Source organism: Burkholderia sp. PR2, assembly GCF_052372875.1.
Classification (GTDB): domain Bacteria; phylum Pseudomonadota; class Gammaproteobacteria; order Burkholderiales; family Burkholderiaceae; genus Burkholderia; species Burkholderia diffusa.
Window position 1 is genome coordinate 2,235,630 of sequence record NZ_JBQRWH010000001.1, and the last position, 21,239, is coordinate 2,256,868.

The window sequence follows — 21,239 nt, forward strand, 5'->3', positions numbered from 1 at the left end:
CGGAAAGCGGCGCCTGGTGCTCGAACGGACCTGCACCGTGCTCGCTTCGGCCCACTCCGCGCGGATCTGCAACACGCCTGGCCACGATGAAGCGGGCATGGGTGCGACGCGACTCAGCGACTGCGTCAAAAAATTTGTAGAGTGAATAACAATTGGATAGAGTTCACTACATGAACACTATTTCTACGTGGTCGCTCCTCGTGCTGACCCTTCCGACCGAAAACGCGACGGCCCGCATGCGCTTCTGGCGCGCGCTGAAGGCAAAGGGCTGTGCGGTGTTGCGCGACGGTATCTACCTGCTGCCGTACAGCGAAGAGCATGAGGAGACACTGCGCGACCTCGCGGGGGCGATTGCGGAAAGTGGCGGCACGGCTCATCTGTTACGGGCGCCGAGCCTGGACGCATCGCAGGAACTGGAATTCCGCGCGCTCTTCGATCGCGGGGAGGATGACGCCGCCTTCATCCAGACCCTTGCGGATGCCCGCAAGACCCTCGCCGGTAAGTCGGCCACGGAATTGACACGTTTGCTGCGGCGCGTGCGCAAGGATTTCGACGCCATCCGCGCGATCGACTATTTCCCGGGCGACTCGGCCACCCGTGCCGAAGTCGCCCTGCAGGATTTCGTCGCACTGATCGACACCGTGCTGTCGCCGGGGGAGCCGCACGCCGCGGACCGCGCGATCCGCCCGCTGGCGATCGACGAATATCAGGGCCGCACCTGGGCGACGCGACAGCGGATGTGGGTCGATCGCGTCGCCAGCGCGTGGCTGATCCAGCGCTTCATCGACGCACGCGCCCGCTTCATCTGGCTCACATCGCCTGCCGATTGTCCGGCTGACGCGCTGGGCTTCGATTTCGACGGTGCGACGTTCACGCACGTCGGCAAGCGCGTAACGTTCGAGGTGCTGCTGGCCAGTTTCGGACTCGACAACGACCCTGCGCTCGCGCGGCTCGCCGAAATCGTGCACGCGCTCGACGTCGGCGGCCCCTCCGCGCCCGAGGCGATCGGCTTCGAGGCCGTGATGGCCGGCATGCGCCAGCGCACGGAGAACGACGATCAATTGCTCGAGCAGATGAGCGCCGTGCTCGACGCCCTGCACGCGCATTTCTCGTCGAGCGGAAAGAACGAGACCGGAGCCAGGTCATGACCACTGCCATCGCCACAACCGAACCGACCTACTCGCTCGGCGAGCTGGTCGCCTACATGTTGCGCCTCGGCACGTTCGGCTTCGGCGGGCCGGTTGCGCTTGCGGGCTACATGCGTCGCGACCTGGTCGAGCGCCGCGGCTGGATCACGGAAGCCGACTACAAGGAAGGACTCACGCTGGCCCAGCTCGCGCCGGGGCCGATGGCGGCCCAGCTCGCGATCTATCTCGGTTTCGTTCACTACCGCATCGTCGGTGCGACACTCGTCGGCTTCGCATTCGTGCTGCCGTCGTTCCTCATGGTGCTCGCGCTCGGGTTCGCGTACGCGCATTTCGGCGGGCTGTCCTGGATGCAGGCCGTCTTCTACGGCGTCGGCGCCGCGGTGGTCGGCATCATCGCGATGAGCGCGTACAAGCTCACGACGAAAACGGTCGGCCGCGACAAGCTGCTCTGGGCGATCTTCGTGACGCTCGCCGCCGTGACCTTCATCACGGAATCGGAAATCGCGTGGCTGTTCCTCGTCGCGGGCCTGGTCGGCTGGCTGTGGCGCGCCCCGCCCAGGTGGCTGCACCGGGGCGGGCTGAATGCGGTTGCCGCCGCCAACCTGCCGGCGGCCAGCGGAATGCTGAGCGGCATCGATCTGCCGCAGCTCGTTCAGATCGGCGCGTTCTTCATGAAGGCAGGCACGTTCGTGTTCGGCTCCGGGCTCGCGATCGTGCCGTTCCTCTACGGCGGCGTCGTCACCGAACATCACTGGCTCAACGACAAGCAGTTCGTCGATGCGGTCGCGGTCGCGATGATTACGCCCGGCCCCGTCGTGATCACCGTCGGCTTCATCGGGTATCTCGTGGCGGGCTTGCCCGGCGCATGCGTCGCGGCGCTCGGCACGTTCCTGCCCTGCTATCTGTTCACCGTGATTCCCGCGCCGTACGTGAAGAAGTACGGGCACCGCCCGGGCGTCAAGGCGTTCGTGGACGGAATCACCGCCGCAGCCGTCGGGGCGATCACGGGCTCCGTCCTCGTCATCGCGAAACGCTCGATCGTCGACATGCCGACCGCACTGCTCGCCCTCGCTACCGTGCTGCTGCTGTGGCGTTTCAAGAAGCTGCAGGAGCCGGTCATCGTCATGGCTGCCGCGCTCGTCGGGCTGGTGGCCTACCCGCTGCTCCATCATTGAGCCGCACTGCGGGGAGACGGCCGTGACGCATTGGACGACATTCGTCCGGCATACAGGAGGCGCGCCATGCATGAAGTGGATTACGCGCGAACGGCCGAAGGTCGACCGCATCGCATGCCCGTGGCAAATTGCGCGATTCATCGACGATGCGCTTTACGCGTGGTGCCGGCGTGATGCGCACACCTGGCAGCCGGCGCGCGTCCACGCTCGTCGAGTTCGTCGAAATCGATCCGGCTACGGACTGTGTCGGCTCGCGGCACGGCCGTCGAGCGTCAACGCGAGCCGATTGCCGCCAGCACGTGTGGACTCTCAGTAAAGGTGTCTTAGGCACCCTAGACAAATCAAGGACTTGGACATCTTTTTTGAGAAATCTGCACGCCTCTCGTCTCAGAAAAGATGTCCGCGGCCTCGGGAATTTTCGGAAAAGTCGCCCTTGGGAATGTCACGGCCCTGCCTAGGTGTCTCGACGGAGCTTGGCGACCAGCAGCGCCATGAATAAGGGTTTCGGCGGCCAGTGCAGTCGGTACTCTTTGTGCAATAAATGTGCAGTAGTGTGCGGCGGGTACTCTGCCATGAAACATGACCTGTTCCCAAATTCAACGCCGCCCTCAATTTCGACCAGTTCATGGCGTCTTTGAGAAACTCAGATAGTGTCGCGCCGATCGTCTCGGCGCGACGCTTCGCGTCCGCCCTGCATATCGATATGCAAACAGTCGCACGGCTGGCCCGTGTACATCGCAATACGGTGAGCCGCTTGGCTGGTTCCGAAAGCGTGCAAAAGTACCTTAGAGACGCACTCCAGGTCATCCGAGCTGCAACCGATATTTCCGGAGACGTACGAAGCAAGTTGCTTTGATATCGCAATGAACCGCTGCCGACTTTTGGCTACAAGACTGCCGAGCAGTTGATATCGGAGGGACGCACTAAGGACCTGCTGTGTTACGTCACGTCGCTCGAGGCCGGTCCGGCTGGATAGGGTCGATGCACACTTTGCAGATCTGCAAATTCACGGCTACGTGGCATTAGAAAACAGCGAGCGGGACTTACCGGATTGGGCGTGATACCGCGGTATGCTCGTGCCCCACCTCCGCGATGCCCGCTTGACGAGTGGCCACTTTCTTTTTCGCGCACACTTAACAGTCGGTCTACTCGGAAATTGTGTGTCTCGGACCAGCGCACTACGAGCGTAGTTCGTGGACCTTCATATCAGCTGTAGCGCGCAATACGACAGCGTCGTGACCCTGCGCCTGTATCCGGCAGGTATCGGCGCATCTATGGTCATTGGCGCGAGGAGCGCGCACGACCGCTTCCTGACGTCTATGGGAATGCTGATCCGCACAATATGCGAAACGAAAAGAACGTGCACTGGATGCGCGGAACCGGTAGCCCAATCCGCTCGCATCAAAGCTCCATGGAGTTGTATCCGCTTACCTTCACATCGGCAACATCCCATCCAAGAACGCCGATTGGCCACGTGCCGATTCTCCATTGTTCGGCTTGAGCACAGGAAGAAGCCGGAAGTGGCCTTTCCTGCACTCACCATATTGGATGTGACCGCCTAGTGTCCCGTTCCGTTGTTAACTGGTCTATGTTCACGTAGCATGTTGACGTCAACGGAACGGGAGACGTCAGCATGGTGATGGGACGACCGAAGGCGGAACTGGTGCTGAGCGAAGACGAGCGTTCGCAACTGATGTCGATAGCGCGCTCTCGCTCGATTTCGGCTGCGCTGGTCTCGCGGGCGCGCATCGTGCTGGCGGCGGCTGACGGCGAGCCCAATAGCGCGATCGCGCAACGCCTGCAACTCACGCGTGCCACGGTGGGCAAGTGGCGTCTGCGGTTTCTGGATCAGCGAATCAACGGACTCTATGACGAAGTACGTCCCGGCAAGCCACGCACCATCGACGACGAACGGCTGGCCCAACTGATTCACAAGACCCTGCACACGAAGCCGGCAGATGGATCCACTCACTGGAGCGTGCGCACGATTGCCGCCGAAACCGCCATCTCGCCGACGAGCGTGCACCGTTACTTCAAACTGCTGGGTCTGCAGCCGCATCGAAGTGAAAGCTTCAAGCTCTCGACCGATCAGTTCTTCATCGAGAAACTGCGCGATGTGGTCGGCTTGTACCTCAGTCCGCCGGAGAACGCTCTGGTGCTGTGCGTGGACGAGAAGAGCCAATGTCAGGCGCTCGAGCGCACGCAACCCATGCTGCCGATGGGTTTCGGCTACGTTGAAGGCGTCACTCACGATTACGTCCGTCATGGCACCACGACGCTGTTTGCCGCCCTGAATGTGCTCAATGGCGCCGTGCTCGCTACCTGCAAGCCGCGTCATCGACATCAGGAATTCCTGTCGTTTCTGCGCGAAATCGACAAGGCCGTGCCAGCCGAACTCGACGTGCACTGCATCGTCGACAACTACGGCAGTCACAAGCATCCGAAGGTCAAGGCGTGGCTGGCGGCACACCCCCGCTGGCATATGCATTTCATTCCCACCTACAGTTCGTGGCTCAACCAGGTCGAACGCTTCTTTGCGCTGATCACCGACAAAGCGATCCGTAGAGGCTCGTTCGGCTCGGTCAAACAACTGGTCAAGCGAATCGATCAATTCGTTTCCCACTACAACGAAAACTGCAAACCGTTCGTCTGGACCGCGTCAGCCGATTCCATCCTCGAAAAGCTGCATCGACTTTGCTCGCGAATCAGCGGAACAGGACACTAGGTCCCCCTCCATGCATCGCTAAGCATTGCTTTCAGAGTCTCGATCGAATCATAAAATCTCTTCTCCTGCTTGCGCTTCTCACCGGTAGCGAGAAACTCGCTCGTACCACTACCGATTCCGACGACATTTCTCCAGCATTGATTCGGAAGGGAGGCTAGATCGCTAGAGTGGAACGCGCGCAAATGTCGAATTGATCGTATGCGAGTGCTCCGAGGATGAGTTCATCAACTTGTACGACCGGAAACGGCCCCATTCGAGCCTGGCGGATCAGACGCCGAATGAGGCATACGTCGCGACGTTGCCTGCGACCAATTCGGCAGTATGATTGCCTCGGATGCTCCACTTAGAAATCTCAGAAAACGGTCCGAACGAGCGAGGCCACCTCTCCCCACGACGGAACGTCGAAGGGTGCATCGCCGTCGTCCGACACCCGCGCCTGTCGGACGAAGCTCACGCATGCCACGTCGCCATGCCTGTTATGAGCTGGAAACGACACCCCGTCGCTTAACCCGTACATGCGACTTCCGATTCGAAGTTCGCGCTGTTCGGTTGTCGCGAAGATGCGGTCGCACCAGATAATCGGCGTCAACGACGACATCGCGTGCAGCGCGATCGGATCAATCATCAGATAAGCCCGCTCCCGATAACGGGATAGCCACGCCTCCGGATAGTTCGACAATATGCGGCCAATCTTCAGTGTCCCGCCAGTCATTCGACAATCCTGGTAACAGACATGGTCAAATCCCGCGAGATGCCTGATGTCGATTAACATCCGGCGCAGTTCATCCACGCAAGTGCAACTGCCAATCTCGAACACCATCTCGAGCATTCGTTCGCTGCACCGACACGATGCAGACTCGCGACACTCGTCGGCCCGTTGAATGACGCGATCTCTGGCTTCTCTCATAATTTTTTAGAATTACTTATTGATTTAAGGTTATGAATCGATTCGATTGATCCTCAAGGCACTTGCTATCCGCCGATACCTGCCGGCAGGTCAGAACACCCGCGTCGCAGACGGGGGGCACACATGCTGTTTCAGGTAGGCGATCGCATCATTGATGGTCAGCACGTGCTGCTCCCCGCCCCTCATTCGCAACGACACCTCGCCGGCCAGCATCTCCTTCCGTCCGGCCACCGCAACGATCGGCGCCGCCAGTTCCCGCGCGTCAAAGATCTTGCGCGGCAGGCGCTCGGAACGGAAATCCCTCAGAACCCGACAGCCGAGGTCTTCGAAGGCAAACGCCGTGCTGTCGGCAAATGCACGTTCATCCTGCCCGATGTTCGCAACGACGATTTGATCGGGTGCCAGCCACGTCGGGAGCCACCCCTCGTAGTGTTCCAGGAGGATGCCGATGAACCGTTCGAGGCTCCCCAGTACAGCGTGGTGCAACATGACGGGCGTCGCTTTCGCGCCGTCCTCTGCGACATATGCAGCACCAAGCCGCTCGGGCAAGACGAAGTCGAGCTGGATCGTTCCGCACTGCCACTTCCGTCCTTGGCGGTCGAGCAGATGAAATTCGAGTTTGGGGCCGTAGAATGCCCCTTCCGCGGGCAGGATCGCGAAATCCAGGCCTGCCGCTCGCGCAGCGGACGCCAGCATCGCTTCGGCACGATCCCACACTGCATCGTCGCCGGCCCGGACCGCCGGCCTCGTCGACAAAGCTACATCGAATTCTCCAAACCCGAAGTCCGCATAGATCGTCTTCAGCAACACGCAGAATCGTGCGACCTCAACTTCGACCTGATCCGGCATGCAAAGAACATGTGCATCGTCCTGAGTGAACGCACGGGCGCGCATAAGACCATGCAGCGCCCCGGACGGTTCGGCTCGATGGACCGCCCCGAATTCCGAATATCGAATTGGGAGATCGCGGTACGAGCGAGAGCCTTTTTTAAAGATCTGCACGTGGCACGGGCAGCTCATCGGTTTGAGACAGTATGGGTTGTTATCGCTCTCGAGAGAAAACATGTTTCGCCCGAACTTCTCCCAATGACCGCTCTGTTCCCAAAGACTGCGCGAGACAATCTGAGGGGTCCGCACTTCGGAAAAGCCGGCCTGGCGCATGCGGGCGCGAATATATTCCTCGACGACCCGATATAGAACCATTCCACGCGGATGCCAGAAAATGGAGCCTGGACTTTCATCCTGCTGATGAAACAGATCCAGTTTGTTACCAAGCACTCGGTGGTCGAATTCGTCCATCATGTTCTCCGTTGACATTTGGTACCGGTCGAACGGAGCATTAAAAAAGCCCCGTCCGTTTCCGGCGGGGCTTTGGGATCGCTTGAGGCACTGACCTACGACGTGCACCCTCCCCCAGGCCCGCCATTGGCGGTCGTGGTGGTGGTCGTGGTAGTCGTGACGAAAAGTGCGTTCATGCGACTAATCTAGTCAACCGGCTAACGTCTGTCAATGTGGCATTCAAATCTAATTTCATTTTTCGATACCTCTTGATTCATTAAGAACCACAAAACCGTAAAGACAATGAAAGACCAAGTAAGAGTAAACAAAAGTGCGCCGAAGTAAATACAGGGAAGCTTTGTTCATGAATCAGATAGCGTGTGACAACAGCAAATCGATACTCGTTGGAGCCAGTCCCTCAACATTTGGCTTGCATTGCATCGCGTCCGGCACGGATCCACACCACTCAGCCACCGGATCACTGCTCCGCGAAAGTTGCACGAAGCGTGCGAGTTCCAACTGCGTTGTCAACCAACGCCAAAACGCCTGCATGAGCAGGATCGTCTCTTTGCTCCGGCCACAGCCGTAGACTTGCTGGGTGTTGGTTCGGGATACGCCACGAACCTCGGACTGCACAACTGCCGCGGGTGTGTGAATCGCGAAATAGTGCAGATCTCGCGTTTGTGCTGGAGTCGCTCTATAGGCCGAGAGCGCCGGAAAAGAAACGAAGTCGCCGACAAAAATTGTGCGAAATTTGATTTAATTGGAATTTCATCGCACATTTTTCTCGATGGTATGTTTTTAATCGCGCAAAACCATAAGTTTCCGCCCTTTATTCAAAAACAAAATATTTAGACCGCGAACATCTTTTCCGAGAAACAACAACCGATGATTCCGTCCCGGCCCCCATCCCCCTCCCCGTACCGGCAATCGTCAATCAAACTGTACCGGTACCGTACAGACAACCGTCGCTACACTGGCTCCATCCCAGTCTCGAACACGAATGGAGAATCCGCGATGGACTTCCTCACCCTCAGCGCATTGCCCGCCGGCATGCTGTTCGCGCTCGTCACGTCGATCACGCCCGGCCCGAACAACACGATGCTGCTCGCCTCCGGCGTCAATTTCGGTTTCCGCCGCACGATGCCGCACCTGTTCGGCATCAGCATCGGCGTCGCGATCCTGATGCTGTGCGTCGGCTTCGGTCTCGGCGAGGCGTTCCGGCGCGTGCCGGTCCTGTACACGATCCTCGAAATCGCGAGCGTCGCGTACCTGCTGTACCTCGCATGGCGCATCGGCACGTCCGGCGAAGTGAAGGCGCAGGGCGCCAAGCCGCGGCCAATGACGTTCCTCGAAGCCGCCGCGTTCCAGTGGGTCAATCCGAAGGCATGGATGATGGTGCTGACCGCCGCGACTACGATCCGCCTGTCCGCCGACTACGGGATGAACGCCGCGTGGATGGCCGTCGTGTTCATCCTGATCGGCTTTCCGTGCATCAGCCTGTGGGCCGCGTTCGGCCAGGGCCTGCGCCGCTTTCTGTCGAACCGCCGCGCGCTGCGCATCTTCAATGTGACGATGGCCGTGCTGCTGATCCTGTCGCTATACCCGCTCGTCGCGCATCTGCTCCCGCAGTAAGCGCTCACAAGCGCCCCCGTTGAGCTTCACGCCATGCAGGCGTACCCTTTCGGTACGGGCGCGTGCAGCCGCTTCGCCGGTTGCACCGCTGTTCTGCATGGAGATGCCGATGAAGCCGATGCTGAAAGCCGGCGAGCACATCGAGGGCATGCACTGGGTCGCCGAGTACCACCCGCTCACGCACGAGATCCGAGTGCTGCGCGAAAACATCGAAGTGGGTACGTACTGCGCGCCGTCCACGCTGTTCGGCGACGAGGAAGAGATGGGCGCCGCGAACCTTGCCGATCACCGCAGCCAGGAGGCCGCGCTGCGCGCGTATCTGCGCAACTTCGTCAAGGAACACGACGCGGAGGAGTAGCGGCGCGACGGCCGTAAAGTGGACGGGCCGCCGACGCGGCCCGGTCTGTCGTTGCGTGTCGGCCGGCTCACGACCTTTCGCAACCAGCAAAAGGCCGGCGCATCGCCCCGGCCCCGATTCCGCTCAATGCCCGAGCGACTCGATCTTGCCGCTCGACTGCGCGACGCCATGCGGCTGGGCCATCTGCTTGATCAGCAACGCAAGGCATGCAAGCAAGCCCGCGACCGCGATCGTCGCGAACACGCCGGCGAACGAGAAGTGCCGGCGCGTCAGTTCGGCAACGAGGAACGACCCGGCGATCCCGCCGAAGCGGCCGACACCGAGCATCCACGCCACGCCCGTGCCGCGCCCTTCGGTCGGATAGAACGCGGCGGCAAGCGCCGGCATCGACGATTGCGCGGTGTTCATCAGCACGCCGGCGATGAACACGACCAGCACGAGCAGCCCCACGTTTCCGGCCGCCTGCCCGATCGCATACACGCTGATCGCGGTCAGCGCGTAGCACACGGCGATCACGCGATTCGCGTTGAAACGGTCCATCAGCACGCCGCACAGCACCGCGCCGACACCGCCGAGCGGGAACAGCGCGGAAATCAGCGTCGCGCTCTTCGGCGTGAGACCGGCATCCTTCAGCAGGATCGGCATCCAGTTGATCGACGCGTAGAAGATCACGAGGCCCATGAAGTACGCGAGCCACAGCATCACCGAGCCGACGACATACGAGCGCGACAGCACGACGCCCATCCCCTTGCCGCCCGTCTGCGGCGCGGATTCGGTCATCGCGAACGAGCCGGCGTTCAGCGCATCGCGCGAGATCCGCGCAAGCGTCGCGCGGATCCGGTCGATGCTCTGGCCTTGCGCGACCATGAAACGCACCGATTCGGGCATCTTCAGCAGCAACAGCACGCCGAGCAGCAGCGGCGTCACGCCGCCGAGCATCAGCACGCTGCGCCAGCCGAAATGCGGGATCATCCACGCGGCGAGAAAGCCGCCGAACGCGGCGCCGAGCGGGAAGCCGCAGAACATCAGGTTGATCACGGTCGCGCGGCGCTTGTCCGGGCAGAACTCGCCCATCATCGTGACCGCGTTCGGCATCGCGGCACCGAGGCCGACACCGGTGACGAAGCGCAGCACCGTCAGGTGCCCGATGGTGTTGGAGAACGCCGACACGAAACATGCGACGCCGAACAGGAACACCGAGCCGAGCAGCAGCGACCGGCGCCCGACGCGGTCGGACAGCGGACCCGACACGAGCGCGCCGCACGCAAGGCCGAACAGCGCGGCACTCAGCACGGGTGCGAGATCGGGTTTGGTGAGGTTCCATTCGCCGAGCAGCGACGGCGCGATGAAGCCGATCGCGGCCGTATCGAAGCCGTCGAGCAGCACGATCACGAAACACATCAGGAATACGAGCCACTGGAAGCCGCCGAACGGCTGCTCATTGATGAAGGTCTGGACATCGACCACGGGTGCGCGATTCATCGCGAGTCTCCTGTTTAAACAACGCGGCCTGATGGCCGCGTCTTTCCTTGTTTGCGCGCCGATTCGCCGCCGGCGCGTCATGCGTCGTCGACACCTGCCGGCAGCGGCAGGTGTCGCGATCGGGTCACGTCCGGCGCGAGCCGTCCGTGTTATTCAGCCGCACCTAGGCGGCCCCATCCTGTTCCTTGAAGATCTTGTCGGCGAGATGGAACGCGGAATTCGCGGCCGGCACGCCGCAGTAGATCGCGGTCTGCAGCAGCACTTCCTTGATCTCGTCGCGCGTCACGCCGTTGTTGCGCGCGGCACGCAGGTGCAGCGCGAGTTCCTCGCCGCGGTTCAGCGCGACCATCATCGCGATGGTCAGCAGGCTGCGCGTATGGCGCGGCAGGCCCTCGCGCGTCCAGATCTCGCCCCATGCATAGCGCGTGATCAGGTTCTGGAATTCGTCGGTCACTTCGGTGCGGTTCTGGATCGAACGGTCGACGTGCGCGTCGCCGAGCACCGCGCGACGCACCTTCATCCCCGCTTCGTAACGTTGCTGGTCGTCCATCGTCGGTGCCTCACGCGGTCAGGAAGTCGAGCAGCGCGCGGTTGAAGCCGTCGGTGCACTCGATGTTCGAAATGTGCGCGGCGTCGAATTCGACGTGACGCGCGCCGGGAATCGCGGCGGCCAGCGCACGGCCCTGGTCGGGCGGCGTCGACATATCCTTCGCGCCGGTCACGACGAGCACCGGCAGCGCGATGCCCTTCACTTCTTCGCGCAGGTCGGCCGCGTTCAACGCGTCGCAGTTCGCCGCGTAACCGTCCTTGTCGGTATGCACGAAGGTGTCGCGGATCGCGTCGAACAGGCGCGGCTCGTGAGCGACGAACGCGTCGGTGAACCAGCGCGGCAGCACGGCGTCGGCCAGCGCGGCCATCCCTTCCGCACGCGCCTTCTGCGCGCGCGGCGCCCACACTTCCGGCGAGCCGATCTTCGCGGCGGTGTTCGACAGCACGGCGCGCACGATGCGCGACGGGAAGCGCGCGGCGAGCGCGGCACCGGTCAGGCCGCCCATCGAAATCCCGCAGAAGTACGCGCGATCGATGCCGACGTGGTCGAGCAGGCCGATCACGTCGCCCGCGAGCTGGTCGATCGTGTACGAGCCGGCCGGTGCTTCGGAATGGCCGTGGCCGCGCGTGTCGTAGCGCAGGATGTTGAAGTGCTGCGTGAGCGGGCGAATCTGCGGTGCCCACATCTGCAGGTCGGCGCCGAGCGAGTTCGAGAAGACGAGCCACGGCGCGTCGTCGCGCGCGGCACGGTCGATCCGGTAATGCAGTTTCACGCCGTTGACAGTGGCGAAAGGCATCAGTGTTCTCCTGGTTGTGTCGTGCCCGCGTGCAGCGCGAGCACAGCGTCGACGTAGGCCTGCGCCTCGCCGACATAATGTGCGGGATCGAGCAGCCGCGCGAGCGCGTCGCGCGACAGATGGGCGGATACGGCCGGATCGGCGGCGAGCACGTCGAACAGCGTCGCGCCGGTGCGCACGGCTTCCTTCGACGCATGCTCGACGACATGATGCGCATCGAGGCGCCCGATCCGGTCGCCGAGTGCGAGCATCACGGCTTCGCCGAGGATCAGCCCGTGCGTCAGGTCGAGGTTCGCGGCGAGGCGTTCGGTGTTCACGTCGAGGCCCGCGACGATCTGCGCGATCTGCGCGAGCGCGCCGCCGGTCAGGCGCGCGAGGTCGGGCAGCGCATCCCATTCGGCCTGCCAGCCGCCGAGCGCGCGCTCGTGCTCCTGGACCATCCCGGCAAACACGGTCGCGACGAGGTTCGGCGCGCGCACCGCGGCGGTCAGCACGGCCGCACAGCCGACGGGGTTGCGCTTGTGCGGCATCGTCGACGAGCCGCCCTTGCCGGCGGCTGCCGGTTCGCCGAGCTCGCCGACTTCGGTCTGCATCTGCAGCGACACGTCGCGCGCGATCTTGCCGAGCGTGCCGGTCAGCATCCCGAAGCACGACGCGGCTTCCGCGATGCGGTCGCGCTGCGTATGCCACGGCACGGCCGGCAGTGCCAGCTTCAGGTCGGCCGCGAGCGCGGCGCTCACGCCGGCCGCCTGCTCGCGCAAGCTCGCCAGCGTGCCGGCGGCGCCGCCGAACTGCAGCACCAGCGCGCGCTCGCGCAATTCGGCGAAGCGCGCGCGATGGCGCAGCAGTGCGTCGAGCCATTGCGCGAATTTCAGGCCGAGCGTGATCGGCAGCGCCTGCTGCAGCCACGTGCGGCCGATCATCGGCGTCGCGCGATGGGCGCGCGCGAGCACCGCGAGCGACGCGCACGCTTCGTCGAGCAGCGGCTCGAGCACGTCGAGCGTGTCGCGCAGCTGCAGCACCGTCGCGGTATCGATGATGTCCTGGCTCGTCGCGCCCCAGTGCACGAACTTCGCGGCCTCGGGGTCGTCGGCCTTCACCTGGGCGGTGAGCTGCTTGACGAGCGGAATGGCGAGATTGCCGCCGAGCGCCGCGCCGTGCGCGAGCGCGTCGGCGTCGAGCCGGCCGGCGTCGCACGCGCGTTCGATCGGCGCGACCGCGGCGGCGGGAATTACCTGCCGCGCGGCGAGCGCACGCGCAAGCGCGGCTTCGACGTCGAGCATCCGCTGGATCGTCGCGCGCGGCGACCAGATCCGGTTGAGCGGCTCGGTGCCGCAAATGAGAGAGGTCAGGCGGGCGCTGTCTTCGAGCATGGCATCAGATTGGGGAAACGGCGTGCGCCTATTGTCTACCCAAGCGTGCCAACGTGCGCGCGATCGCGCGCGCCGGCACGCTTGCCGTTCAGGCCGCGGCCTTGCGCGTCGCGTCGATCAGCGGCACGCCGGTCAGCTTCTGCAGTTCGTCGAACGACAGGTCGGTGAAGATCTCGCTCACCGCGAGGCCGTCCGCCGTCACGTCGAGCACGGCGAGATCCGTATAGATACGGCTCACGCATTGCACGCCGGTGACCGGGTACGAGCACTGCGCGACGATCTTGCTCTCGCCCTGCTTCGTCAGGTGCTCCATCATCACGAACACCTGCTTCGCGCCGATCGCGAGGTCCATCGCGCCGCCGACGGCCGGAATCGCATCGGGCGCACCCGTATGCCAGTTCGCGAGGTCGCCGTTCGCCGACACCTGGAACGCGCCGAGCACGCAGTAGTCGAGGTGGCCGCCGCGCATCATCGCGAACGAATCCGAGTGGTGGAAATAGGCGCCGCCGGTGAGCAGCGTCACGTGCTGCTTGCCGGCGTTGATCAGCTCGTCGTCTTCCTCGCCGGGCGCGGGCGCCGGGCCCATGCCGAGCAGGCCGTTCTCGCTGTGCAGGAAGATCTCCTTGCTCGGATCGAGGTGGTTCGCCACCAGCGTCGGCACGCCGATGCCAAGGTTCACGTAAGCGCCTTCGGGGATGTCCTGGGCGACGCGCTTGGCCATTTCATCGCGGGTAAGTCGTTTCATTTCGGGTCTCCTCAGGCTGTCAGGCGGCTTGCGATGCACGTTCGGCGGCCAGCTCGGCCGCATGCGCGGCTTGCGGCACTTCGACGACGCGCTGCACGAAAATGCCCGGCGTCACGATGTGTTCCGGGTTCAGCCCGCCGAGCGGTACGACTTCCGACACCTGCACGATCGCGACCTTCGCGGCGCTGGCCATGATCGGCCCGAAGTTGCGCGCGGTCTTGCGATACACGAGGTTGCCCCAGCGATCGCCCTTGTACGCCTTCACCAGCGCGAAATCGGCGTGGATCGGCGTCTCGAACACGTACGACTTGCCGTCGATCACGCGCGTTTCCTTGCCTTCCGCGAGCTTCGTGCCGAAGCCCGTCGGCGTGAAGAAGCCGCCGATGCCGGCGCCCGCCGCGCGGATGCGCTCCGCGAGGTTGCCCTGCGGCACGAGCTCCAGCTCGATTTCGCCCGCACGGTACAGCGCGTCGAACACCTGCGAGTCGCTCTGGCGCGGGAACGAGCAGATGATCTTGCGCACCCGCTTCGCCTTGAGCAGCGCCGCGAGACCCGTCTCGCCGTTGCCCGCGTTGTTGTTGACGATCGTCAGGCCGCGCGCGCCCTGCTCGATCAGCGCGTCGATCAGTTCGGACGGCATGCCTGCCGTACCGAAACCGCCGATCATGATGGTCGCGCCGTCGTGGACGTCCGCGACCGCCGATTGAAGCGATTCGAAAATCTTGTTGACCATGTCTCTTCCTGATACGAACCCGCGGCACGATGCGCGGCCTGTCGAGGGGACACGCGCGTGTCGCGTGCCGCGTCGAAGGCCGTCGTCGACCTTCGGCATTTGTTCGCTATTCGAACCCATATTCGATTAGCGAACGATGGGCCGATCATAGAGTCGCGCACAGCGCGTTGTCAAGGCGGGATCCCTCGGGGGGTGTCTGGTCGTCGAACGGCAGGCCGACGTAGTTTTCGGCGAGCGATTGCGCGGCGGCCCGCGAGCGCGTCACGTACTTCAGCTCGGCAAACTTCAGGCGATTGACGAACGGCGAGTCCTCCGGCGACGAGTGCAGCATGTTCGTCATGAAGTACGAGAAATGCTCGGCGCGCCACACGCGTTCGAGACAGGTCGCCGAATAGCGCTCGAGCGGCGTCGCGTCGCCGCTGCGATAGCGCGCGCCGAGCGCGCGGGACAGTGCGCGGACGTCGGCCACCGCGAGGTTCATCCCCTTCGCGCCGGTCGGCGGCACGATGTGCGCGGCATCGCCCGCGAGGAACAGGCGGCCGTGCTGCATCGTCTCCGACACGAAGCTGCGCATCGGTGTCACGCTCTTCTGCGTGATCCGGCCCTCGGTCGGCGTCCAGCCGGTATCGTTCGAAAAGCGCGTGTGCAGTTCGTCCCAGATCCGCGCGTCGGACCATTCCGCGAGGTCCTCGTCGGGCTTGCACTGCAGGTAGAGGCGCGTGACGGTCGGCGAACGCATCGAGAACAGTGCGAAGCCGTTGTCGTGATGGGCGTAGACGAGCTCGTCGAGCGACGGCGCCGCGTCGGCGAGGATGCCGAGCCACGCGAACGGATAGACGCGCTCGAACGTGTTCAGCCGCTCGGCGGGAATCGTCTGCCGTGCGATGCCGTGGAAGCCGTCGCAGCCGGCGATGTAGTCGCAGTCGATGCGGTCCGCGCGGCCGTCCGCATGCTTGAACGTGACGAACGGGTGCTCGCTTTCGATATCGTGCAGCGCGACTTCGCTGACTTCGAAATGCATCTGGTGCCCATGCGCGTCGCCGGCCGCGATCAGGTCGCGCACGACTTCATGCTGGCTATAGACGGTGATCGCGCGCCCGCCGGTGAGCGCGCTCAGGTCGATGCGATGGCGCTGACCGGAGAACAGCAGCTCGATGCCGTGATGTTCGAGCCCTTCGCGGCGCATCCGCTCGCCGAGGCCGGCTTCGTTCAGCGTGTCGACGGTGCCCTGCTCCAGCACGCCGGCGCGGATGCGGTTCTCGCAGTATTCGCGCGAACGCGCTTCGACGAGGATGGAATCGACGCCTTGCAGGCGCAGCAGATGGGAAAGCAAAAGGCCGGACGGACCGGCGCCGATGATGGCGACCTGGGTGCGCATTGTTCGTCTCCTGAACATTGGTTCGAATAATGGAACCCATTTGAGCGCTTTCCCGACTATGCGGCAATGCGATTTTGGAGATAAGTTGTATACGTTTCCCGGATACCGGCCTCACGATGGATGCGCTCGATCTGAACCTGATTCCCTACCTCGTCGCGCTCGACGACACGCGCAACGTCAGCCGCGCCGGCGACCTGCTCGGCGTGAGCCAGCCGCGCGTGAGCACCGCGCTCGGCCGCCTGCGCGAGTATTTCGGCGATCCGTTGTTCGTGCGCACGTCGCGCGGCATGGAGCCGACGCCGCGCGCGCTCGCGCTGCTGCCGGCCGCGCGCGATGCGCTCGCGCAGATCGAGCGCGGCCTCGTCGCGCCGCATGACTTCGATCCGGCGGCGAGCACGCATACGTTCTCGATCGCGCTGTCGGACGTCGGCGAGATCGTGTTCCTGCCGAAGCTGCTGCAGGCGTTCGCGACGCGCGCGCCGCATGCGAACCTGCGCTCGGTCTCGCTCGCGCACGACGAAGTCGGCCGCGGCCTCGAAGCTGGCTCGATCGATCTCGCGGTCGGCTACTTCCCCGATCTCGACGGCAACAACTTCTTCCAGCAGCGTCTGTTCACGCACCGGTTCGTCTGCCTGATGCGGCGCGGCCATCCGCTCGAACAGGCGCGCCCGTTCACGGCCGAGCAGTTCCTCGCGTGCGGGCATGCGGTGGTGCGCGCCGAGGGGCGCAGCCAGGAGGTGCTCGAGAAATACCTCGCGAAGCAGCGCATGCACCGCCGTGCGGTGCTCGAGACGCCGCACTTCATGAGTCTGCCGTTCATCCTGAGCCGCACTGACCTGATCGCGACGGTGCCGCATGCGATCGGCTATGCCTATGCGGCCGAGCATGCGTTCATCGTGCCGGTCGAGCCGCCGTTGCCGCTGCCGCGCTTCGACCTGAAGCAGCACTGGCACCGCAAGTTCCACAACGATCCGCGCACGGCGTGGCTGCGCGGCGTCGTCGCGTCGTTGTTCAACGACGAGCAGGACGAATGGCCGAAGTGATGCAGGGTGTGCGGCAGGCCGCACGCACGACCCGCGAAAGCATGAAACAATGCCCGGATATCCGCGCCGCCGCAGGCGGCCGCATTCGATGGAGTGACTAGATGGGTAAAAAATCCGCGCGGCCCGAGCCGGCCGCATCCCGGCCGAGCCGGGAAGAAGCCGAGGATGCCGTTCGCGTGCTGCTGCGCTGGGCCGGCGACGACCCCGCCCGCGAAGGCCTGCTCGACACGCCGGCACGCGTCGTGCGCGCATATGAACAGTTCTTCGCCGGCTATGCGCTGGAGCCGCGCGACATCCTCGCGCGCACGTTCAGCGAAGTCGACGGCTACGACGAAATGATCGTGCTGAAGGACATCCGCTTCGAGAGCTACTGCGAGCACCACATGGTGCCGATCATCGGCCGCGCGCACGTCGCGTATCTGCCGAACCATCGCGTCGTCGGCATCTCGAAGCTTGCGCGCCTCGTCGACGCGTTCGCGAAGCGCCTGCAGATCCAGGAAAAGATGACCGTGCAGATCGCCGACACGCTGTTCGACGTGCTGCAGCCGAAGGGCGTCGGCGTGATCCTCGAAGCCGCGCATCAGTGCATCTCGACGCGCGGCGTGCACAAGCCGGGCGTCGAGATGGTCACGTCGCGCATGCTCGGCACGTTCCGCACCGATCCGTCCACGCGACGCGAATTCCTTTCGATCGTCGCGAATCCTTCTTCAGTCAACCTGACGAATACGTAATGCAGTCCACGAAGCAAGCGGCAAACGCGCCGGTCGTGCTCGTGACCGGCGCCGCGCGCCGGGCCGGGCGCGCGTTCGCCGAGTATTTCGCCGCGCACGGCTATCGCACCGCGGTGCACTACGACCGTTCGGCCGATGCCGCGCAGGCGGCGGCCCGCGCGATCGCCGAGAGCGGGCACGATTCGGTCGCCTTCCAGGCCGACCTGTCGGATGCCGGGCAGATCACCGCGCTGATCGACCAGGTGTATACGCGCTTCGGCCGCCTCGACGTGCTGGTCAACAACGCGTCCGTGTTCTGGCAGGACCATTTCCCGAGCTTCGACCTCGCGGCATTCGACCAGGCATGGGCCGTCAACTGCCGCGCGCCGATCCTGCTCACGCGTGCATTCTACGAACGGGCCCGCGCGGCCGGCACGCAGGGCGTCGTCGTCAACGTGGTCGACCAGAAGATCAAGGAAAACTTCCACCGCGACCATTTCAGCTACACGGTCGCGAAGGCCGCGCTCGGCAACCTCACGCAGATGCTCGCGCTGTCGTCGTCGCCGGTGCTGCGCGTGAACGCGGTGTTCCCCGGGCTGATGCTGCCGAGCGACGACCAGACGCAGGCCGACTTCGAACACGCGAGCCGCGCATCGACGCCGCTCGCGCGCATCGCCGGCCCCGACGACGTCGCGGGTGCGATCCTGCTGCTGACGGGCAGCGCGTACAACGGTGTGGATTTCGTCGTCGATGCGGGGCAGAACCTGATCCGCGTCGACCAGGACGTGCTGTACAAGCATCGCTCACCGGCCGGCAAACACTGACGAACGGTATGTTCGGCGGTAGCCGTGTGTGCCCTTCGCACACCTTGTGTGCGGACATCGGCGCACGCCTTCACCTGCGCTGCGCGAACGACCATTGCGCCGTTCGCGCGCCGCGTCACGGCTTCTCGGCGCTACCGCCTTCGCGGACCTTGCCCTGCGCGACGCTCGTGCCGGGCGGCACGCTGTGCGTAAGCCACACGTTGCCGCCGATCACCGAGCCGCGCCCGATCGTCACGCGGCCGAGAATCGTCGCGCCCGCGTAGATCACCACGTCGTCCTCGACGATCGGATGCCGCGCGTTGCCCTTCACCAGCGCGCCGTCACCATCGGCCGGAAAGCTCTTTGCGCCGAGCGTGACGGCCTGATACACGCGCACGCGCTCGCCAATGATCGCGGTTTCGCCGATCACGACGCCGGTGCCGTGGTCGATGAAGAAGCTCGGGCCGATCTGCGCGCCCGGGTGAATGTCGATGCCGGTGGCCGAGTGCGCGATTTCATTGATGAAACGCGCGAGCAGCGGCACACCGAGTTGGTGCAGCGCGTGCGCGAGCCGATGGTGCATCATCGCGAGCACGCCGGGGTAGCACAGCAGGATCTCGGTGATGTGCTGCGCGGCCGGGTCGCCCGCGTAGGCAGCCTGAATGTCGCTGACCAGCAGCGCGCGAACCGCCGGCAACTGCCGGCCGAACTCGCGCGCGATCTCGAACGCGCGCTCGTCGAGTTCGGCGAACGGCGTGTCCGCATGCTCGGGCAGGAACGGCAGCGCGCGGCGGATCTGTTCCGAGAGGATCCGCAGGGTGCTTTCGAGCGTGTGGCCGACGTAGTAGTCGACGCTTTCATCGGTCAGATCCGGCGCGCCGTAGTGCGTCGGAAACATCGACGCGCGCAGGCCGGTGACGATCTTGCAGATCGCGTCGCGCGACGGCAGCTCGCGGATGCCGCGCGGATGACGCGTGCGATGAAGTTCCTCGCGCGATTCGCGCAAGCCGGCAACGATTTCTTCGAGGCCCCACTGACGGGCGGGTGATGTCGACATATGCCAATGCAGGCGGCCGCGCTCGATCGCACGGCCGCAAATAAAGTGACGGGTTCCAGAAGATTACCGCGTTTTCGATCGGCAGCGGCACGTCGGGGGATCGGCCGGACGGACGATGCCACCGCCGCGCGACGGCGTCAGATCGTAATACTGCTCGCGTCGATCCAGCGCACGGCCCAGTCGCGCGCGTGCGCGATCGCGTCGCCTTCGTCGTTGAACTGGAGCTCGGTCGGAAAAAAACGGTTCGCGACGAGTTCCCCGTCGCTCGATCTGGAGATCACGACGTAGGGTTTGAACGACCCGTCGCTGGCGCGCGCGGGCGCGCAATTCAACAGATAACCGCGGTGCGTGAAAGCAGTAGTCGCTTGCATGAATCCGCCACCTCTAGTCCCTTGATTTGTTGTTCACTACCCGTCTTAAGGGTGCTGCGGTGCCCCCGGTGCGGGCAGAGGCGGCAAGACCTCATCCCCTGTCGCCGCTTCGCAGGAAATGAATCATACTCTGTAGAAAACGGGTGTTCTAGCCGAAATAAATCATGACAAATCAGCGCGCGCCACACCACCGCGGCGATCGCTCGCGCGCCGTTTTCCCGTCTTGCCCGGAACGGGATTTGCTTCGATCCGGAGCGCTTCGCCGCCAGGAGAGCCGTGATGGGAACGTCAGCTCAAGCGCACACCGCGCATCCGCGCAGCATCGAACTCGACAACGACGACACGCACGACAGCACCGTCGACACCGACGGCAAGAATCGCGAGGCCGCGCGTCTCGCGAGCGGCGGCGTCTTCTCGCCCGACCAGATCACGGGCAGCAACGCGTCGCTCGTCAACGCGATGCCCGAGGCCGGCGACGGCTTCGCCGGCTTCGACAGCCGGCCGGGCGGCAACCATCCGGCGTTCGCGCTGCGTGACGGCTACATGGTGATCGAGAAGGGGTTCGACGCGCCGTCGCACGCGGGCGACGCGCTGTACGGCCCGGTTCACCGGATGTACGGCAGCGCGTACTGGCCCGGTCATGGACGCCGGCCGGAACGGGTGATCGAAATCACGGCCGTGCCGCGGTGACGCGCGCGGCGTTTGAATCGATCGTTCGTTTGACGGGTCGAGGCGAGGCCGACGGCCGATGGCGGCGGAGCGACGTGCGGGTTCGCGCGCCGGTCCTCCGAATCGGTGCTGGAATCGATATCGGCGCCGGGTTCGGGTCGACAGTCGGATTTCGCGACATCGATGCATCGGCGTTGATCGAAGTCACGTCGTCGCGATACGGATGATATTCAATGCACACTCGCGACGACCGGCACGTCGCTGCAGAGTCCCTGCCGTTGGTTTACCCTGCCTCGCAGCGAC

Annotated in this window: 21 protein-coding genes; 10 read left to right on the forward strand and 11 right to left on the reverse strand. The window is 64.1% G+C overall.

Features of this window, described 5'->3' with window-relative positions; translation table 11 throughout:
• Positions 1-170 precede the first annotated feature (170 nt).
• The 4 genes from ACT2FV_RS09920 (at position 171) to ACT2FV_RS09935 (ending at position 5,048) form a co-directional block, all read left to right on the forward strand.
• Positions 171-1,148 carry a chromate resistance protein ChrB domain-containing protein gene (locus ACT2FV_RS09920; protein WP_444503775.1) on the forward strand — a complete coding sequence of 326 codons (978 nt, stop codon included), beginning with the start codon at positions 171-173 and terminating at the stop codon, positions 1,146-1,148.
• Positions 1,145-2,323: a chromate transporter gene (locus tag ACT2FV_RS09925; RefSeq protein WP_444503776.1), complete on the forward strand. Its 1,179-nt coding sequence runs from the start codon at positions 1,145-1,147 to the stop codon at positions 2,321-2,323. Before ACT2FV_RS09920 ends, ACT2FV_RS09925 begins: the two co-directional genes overlap by 4 nt.
• A 70-nt stretch (positions 2,324-2,393) precedes the next feature.
• A complete protein-coding gene (locus ACT2FV_RS09930) occupies positions 2,394-2,639 on the forward strand; it encodes a chromate resistance protein ChrB domain-containing protein (protein WP_174920077.1) in 246 nt (81 codons plus the stop codon).
• Positions 2,640-3,956: 1,317 nt separating this feature from the next.
• The gene (locus ACT2FV_RS09935) at positions 3,957-5,048 is read left to right on the forward strand and encodes an IS630 family transposase (RefSeq protein WP_444503777.1); all 1,092 of its coding nucleotides are present in this window, start codon (positions 3,957-3,959) and stop codon (positions 5,046-5,048) included.
• A gap of 352 nt (positions 5,049-5,400) precedes the next feature.
• Here ACT2FV_RS09935 and ACT2FV_RS09940 read toward each other — a convergent pair whose 3' ends face one another.
• The gene (locus ACT2FV_RS09940) at positions 5,401-5,877 is read right to left on the reverse strand and encodes an autoinducer binding domain-containing protein (RefSeq protein WP_444503778.1); all 477 of its coding nucleotides are present in this window, start codon (positions 5,875-5,877) and stop codon (positions 5,401-5,403) included.
• Positions 5,878-6,045: 168 nt separating this feature from the next.
• Positions 6,046-7,254 (reverse strand): threonine--tRNA ligase, encoded by a 1,209-nt coding sequence (gene thrS / locus ACT2FV_RS09945; protein WP_444503779.1) that lies wholly within the window; start codon positions 7,252-7,254, stop codon positions 6,046-6,048.
• A gap of 996 nt (positions 7,255-8,250) precedes the next feature.
• Between thrS and ACT2FV_RS09950 the strand changes: the two genes are divergently transcribed.
• Together ACT2FV_RS09950 and ACT2FV_RS09955 are read left to right on the forward strand one after the other, a co-directional pair.
• Positions 8,251-8,868, forward strand: a complete 618-nt coding sequence (locus tag ACT2FV_RS09950) for a LysE family translocator (RefSeq protein WP_059684979.1) — start codon at positions 8,251-8,253, stop codon at positions 8,866-8,868.
• A gap of 109 nt (positions 8,869-8,977) precedes the next feature.
• Positions 8,978-9,226, forward strand: coding sequence for a hypothetical protein (locus ACT2FV_RS09955; protein ID WP_059598707.1), 249 nt, complete (start codon positions 8,978-8,980; stop codon positions 9,224-9,226).
• Positions 9,227-9,349: 123 nt separating this feature from the next.
• Here ACT2FV_RS09955 and ACT2FV_RS09960 read toward each other — a convergent pair whose 3' ends face one another.
• The 7 genes from ACT2FV_RS09960 to pobA form a co-directional block, all read right to left on the reverse strand.
• The gene (locus ACT2FV_RS09960) at positions 9,350-10,708 is read right to left on the reverse strand and encodes an MFS transporter (RefSeq protein WP_444503780.1); all 1,359 of its coding nucleotides are present in this window, start codon (positions 10,706-10,708) and stop codon (positions 9,350-9,352) included.
• 163 nt (positions 10,709-10,871) lie between these two features.
• Positions 10,872-11,258: a 4-carboxymuconolactone decarboxylase gene (gene pcaC, locus ACT2FV_RS09965; protein WP_059598704.1), complete on the reverse strand. Its 387-nt coding sequence runs from the start codon at positions 11,256-11,258 to the stop codon at positions 10,872-10,874.
• A gap of 10 nt (positions 11,259-11,268) precedes the next feature.
• A complete protein-coding gene (pcaD, locus tag ACT2FV_RS09970) occupies positions 11,269-12,054 on the reverse strand; it encodes a 3-oxoadipate enol-lactonase (RefSeq protein WP_174913497.1) in 786 nt (261 codons plus the stop codon).
• Positions 12,054-13,427: a 3-carboxy-cis,cis-muconate cycloisomerase gene (locus ACT2FV_RS09975; protein ID WP_151048198.1), complete on the reverse strand. Its 1,374-nt coding sequence runs from the start codon at positions 13,425-13,427 to the stop codon at positions 12,054-12,056. Before ACT2FV_RS09975 ends, pcaD begins: the two co-directional genes overlap by 1 nt.
• A gap of 88 nt (positions 13,428-13,515) precedes the next feature.
• Entirely contained in the window at positions 13,516-14,172 is a 657-nt protein-coding gene (locus ACT2FV_RS09980) for a CoA transferase subunit B (RefSeq protein ID WP_012365076.1), read from the reverse strand.
• 19 nt (positions 14,173-14,191) lie between these two features.
• Positions 14,192-14,905 carry a 3-oxoacid CoA-transferase subunit A gene (locus ACT2FV_RS09985; RefSeq protein ID WP_014900666.1) on the reverse strand — a complete coding sequence of 238 codons (714 nt, stop codon included), beginning with the start codon at positions 14,903-14,905 and terminating at the stop codon, positions 14,192-14,194.
• Positions 14,906-15,050: 145 nt separating this feature from the next.
• Positions 15,051-16,283 (reverse strand): 4-hydroxybenzoate 3-monooxygenase, encoded by a 1,233-nt coding sequence (gene pobA / locus ACT2FV_RS09990; protein ID WP_059598700.1) that lies wholly within the window; start codon positions 16,281-16,283, stop codon positions 15,051-15,053.
• Positions 16,284-16,399: 116 nt separating this feature from the next.
• Between pobA and ACT2FV_RS09995 the strand changes: the two genes are divergently transcribed.
• From ACT2FV_RS09995 to ACT2FV_RS10005, 3 genes are all read left to right on the forward strand, one after another.
• Complete coding sequence (locus tag ACT2FV_RS09995; RefSeq protein ID WP_059598699.1) at positions 16,400-17,326, forward strand: LysR family transcriptional regulator; 927 nt, start codon at positions 16,400-16,402, stop codon at positions 17,324-17,326.
• Between the two features lie 101 nt (positions 17,327-17,427).
• A complete protein-coding gene (gene folE / locus ACT2FV_RS10000; RefSeq protein WP_048250599.1) occupies positions 17,428-18,057 on the forward strand; it encodes a GTP cyclohydrolase I FolE in 630 nt (209 codons plus the stop codon).
• Positions 18,057-18,860 (forward strand): SDR family oxidoreductase, encoded by an 804-nt coding sequence (locus ACT2FV_RS10005; protein ID WP_444503781.1) that lies wholly within the window; start codon positions 18,057-18,059, stop codon positions 18,858-18,860. The genes folE and ACT2FV_RS10005 overlap by 1 nt, the downstream gene beginning before the upstream one ends.
• Positions 18,861-18,975: 115 nt before the next feature.
• On the opposite strand, the gene epsC is transcribed toward ACT2FV_RS10005, so the two are convergent.
• Positions 18,976-19,896 carry a serine O-acetyltransferase EpsC gene (gene epsC, locus ACT2FV_RS10010; RefSeq protein WP_059533573.1) on the reverse strand — a complete coding sequence of 307 codons (921 nt, stop codon included), beginning with the start codon at positions 19,894-19,896 and terminating at the stop codon, positions 18,976-18,978.
• Between the two features lie 137 nt (positions 19,897-20,033).
• On the reverse strand, positions 20,034-20,267 hold the full coding sequence (locus tag ACT2FV_RS10015; protein ID WP_011659947.1) for a hypothetical protein: 234 nt from the start codon (positions 20,265-20,267) through the stop codon (positions 20,034-20,036).
• Positions 20,268-20,546: 279 nt separating this feature from the next.
• On the opposite strand from ACT2FV_RS10015, the gene ACT2FV_RS10020 reads away from it, so the two are divergent.
• Positions 20,547-20,957 (forward strand): DUF3005 domain-containing protein, encoded by a 411-nt coding sequence (locus ACT2FV_RS10020; RefSeq protein WP_444503782.1) that lies wholly within the window; start codon positions 20,547-20,549, stop codon positions 20,955-20,957.
• Positions 20,958-21,239: the final 282 nt, after the last annotated feature.

What these genes read in the sequence shown, in the direction of transcription:
- ACT2FV_RS09920 (WP_444503775.1), top strand. Translation starts at nt 171, where the DNA reads ATGAACACTATTTCTACGTGGTCGCTCCTCGTGCTGACCCTTCCGACC.
- ACT2FV_RS09925 (WP_444503776.1), top strand. Translation starts at nt 1,145, where the DNA reads ATGACCACTGCCATCGCCACAACCGAACCGACCTACTCGCTCGGCGAG.
- ACT2FV_RS09930 (WP_174920077.1), top strand. Translation starts at nt 2,394, where the DNA reads ATGAAGTGGATTACGCGCGAACGGCCGAAGGTCGACCGCATCGCATGC.
- ACT2FV_RS09935 (WP_444503777.1), top strand. Translation starts at nt 3,957, where the DNA reads ATGGTGATGGGACGACCGAAGGCGGAACTGGTGCTGAGCGAAGACGAG.
- ACT2FV_RS09940 (WP_444503778.1), bottom strand. Translation starts at nt 5,877, where the DNA reads ATGCTCGAGATGGTGTTCGAGATTGGCAGTTGCACTTGCGTGGATGAA.
- thrS (WP_444503779.1), bottom strand. Translation starts at nt 7,254, where the DNA reads ATGGACGAATTCGACCACCGAGTGCTTGGTAACAAACTGGATCTGTTT.
- ACT2FV_RS09950 (WP_059684979.1), top strand. Translation starts at nt 8,251, where the DNA reads ATGGACTTCCTCACCCTCAGCGCATTGCCCGCCGGCATGCTGTTCGCG.
- ACT2FV_RS09955 (WP_059598707.1), top strand. Translation starts at nt 8,978, where the DNA reads ATGAAGCCGATGCTGAAAGCCGGCGAGCACATCGAGGGCATGCACTGG.
- ACT2FV_RS09960 (WP_444503780.1), bottom strand. Translation starts at nt 10,708, where the DNA reads ATGAATCGCGCACCCGTGGTCGATGTCCAGACCTTCATCAATGAGCAG.
- pcaC (WP_059598704.1), bottom strand. Translation starts at nt 11,258, where the DNA reads ATGGACGACCAGCAACGTTACGAAGCGGGGATGAAGGTGCGTCGCGCG.
- pcaD (WP_174913497.1), bottom strand. Translation starts at nt 12,054, where the DNA reads ATGCCTTTCGCCACTGTCAACGGCGTGAAACTGCATTACCGGATCGAC.
- ACT2FV_RS09975 (WP_151048198.1), bottom strand. Translation starts at nt 13,427, where the DNA reads ATGCTCGAAGACAGCGCCCGCCTGACCTCTCTCATTTGCGGCACCGAG.
- ACT2FV_RS09980 (WP_012365076.1), bottom strand. Translation starts at nt 14,172, where the DNA reads ATGAAACGACTTACCCGCGATGAAATGGCCAAGCGCGTCGCCCAGGAC.
- ACT2FV_RS09985 (WP_014900666.1), bottom strand. Translation starts at nt 14,905, where the DNA reads ATGGTCAACAAGATTTTCGAATCGCTTCAATCGGCGGTCGCGGACGTC.
- pobA (WP_059598700.1), bottom strand. Translation starts at nt 16,283, where the DNA reads ATGCGCACCCAGGTCGCCATCATCGGCGCCGGTCCGTCCGGCCTTTTG.
- ACT2FV_RS09995 (WP_059598699.1), top strand. Translation starts at nt 16,400, where the DNA reads ATGGATGCGCTCGATCTGAACCTGATTCCCTACCTCGTCGCGCTCGAC.
- folE (WP_048250599.1), top strand. Translation starts at nt 17,428, where the DNA reads ATGGGTAAAAAATCCGCGCGGCCCGAGCCGGCCGCATCCCGGCCGAGC.
- ACT2FV_RS10005 (WP_444503781.1), top strand. Translation starts at nt 18,057, where the DNA reads ATGCAGTCCACGAAGCAAGCGGCAAACGCGCCGGTCGTGCTCGTGACC.
- epsC (WP_059533573.1), bottom strand. Translation starts at nt 19,896, where the DNA reads ATGTCGACATCACCCGCCCGTCAGTGGGGCCTCGAAGAAATCGTTGCC.
- ACT2FV_RS10015 (WP_011659947.1), bottom strand. Translation starts at nt 20,267, where the DNA reads ATGCAAGCGACTACTGCTTTCACGCACCGCGGTTATCTGTTGAATTGC.
- ACT2FV_RS10020 (WP_444503782.1), top strand. Translation starts at nt 20,547, where the DNA reads ATGGGAACGTCAGCTCAAGCGCACACCGCGCATCCGCGCAGCATCGAA.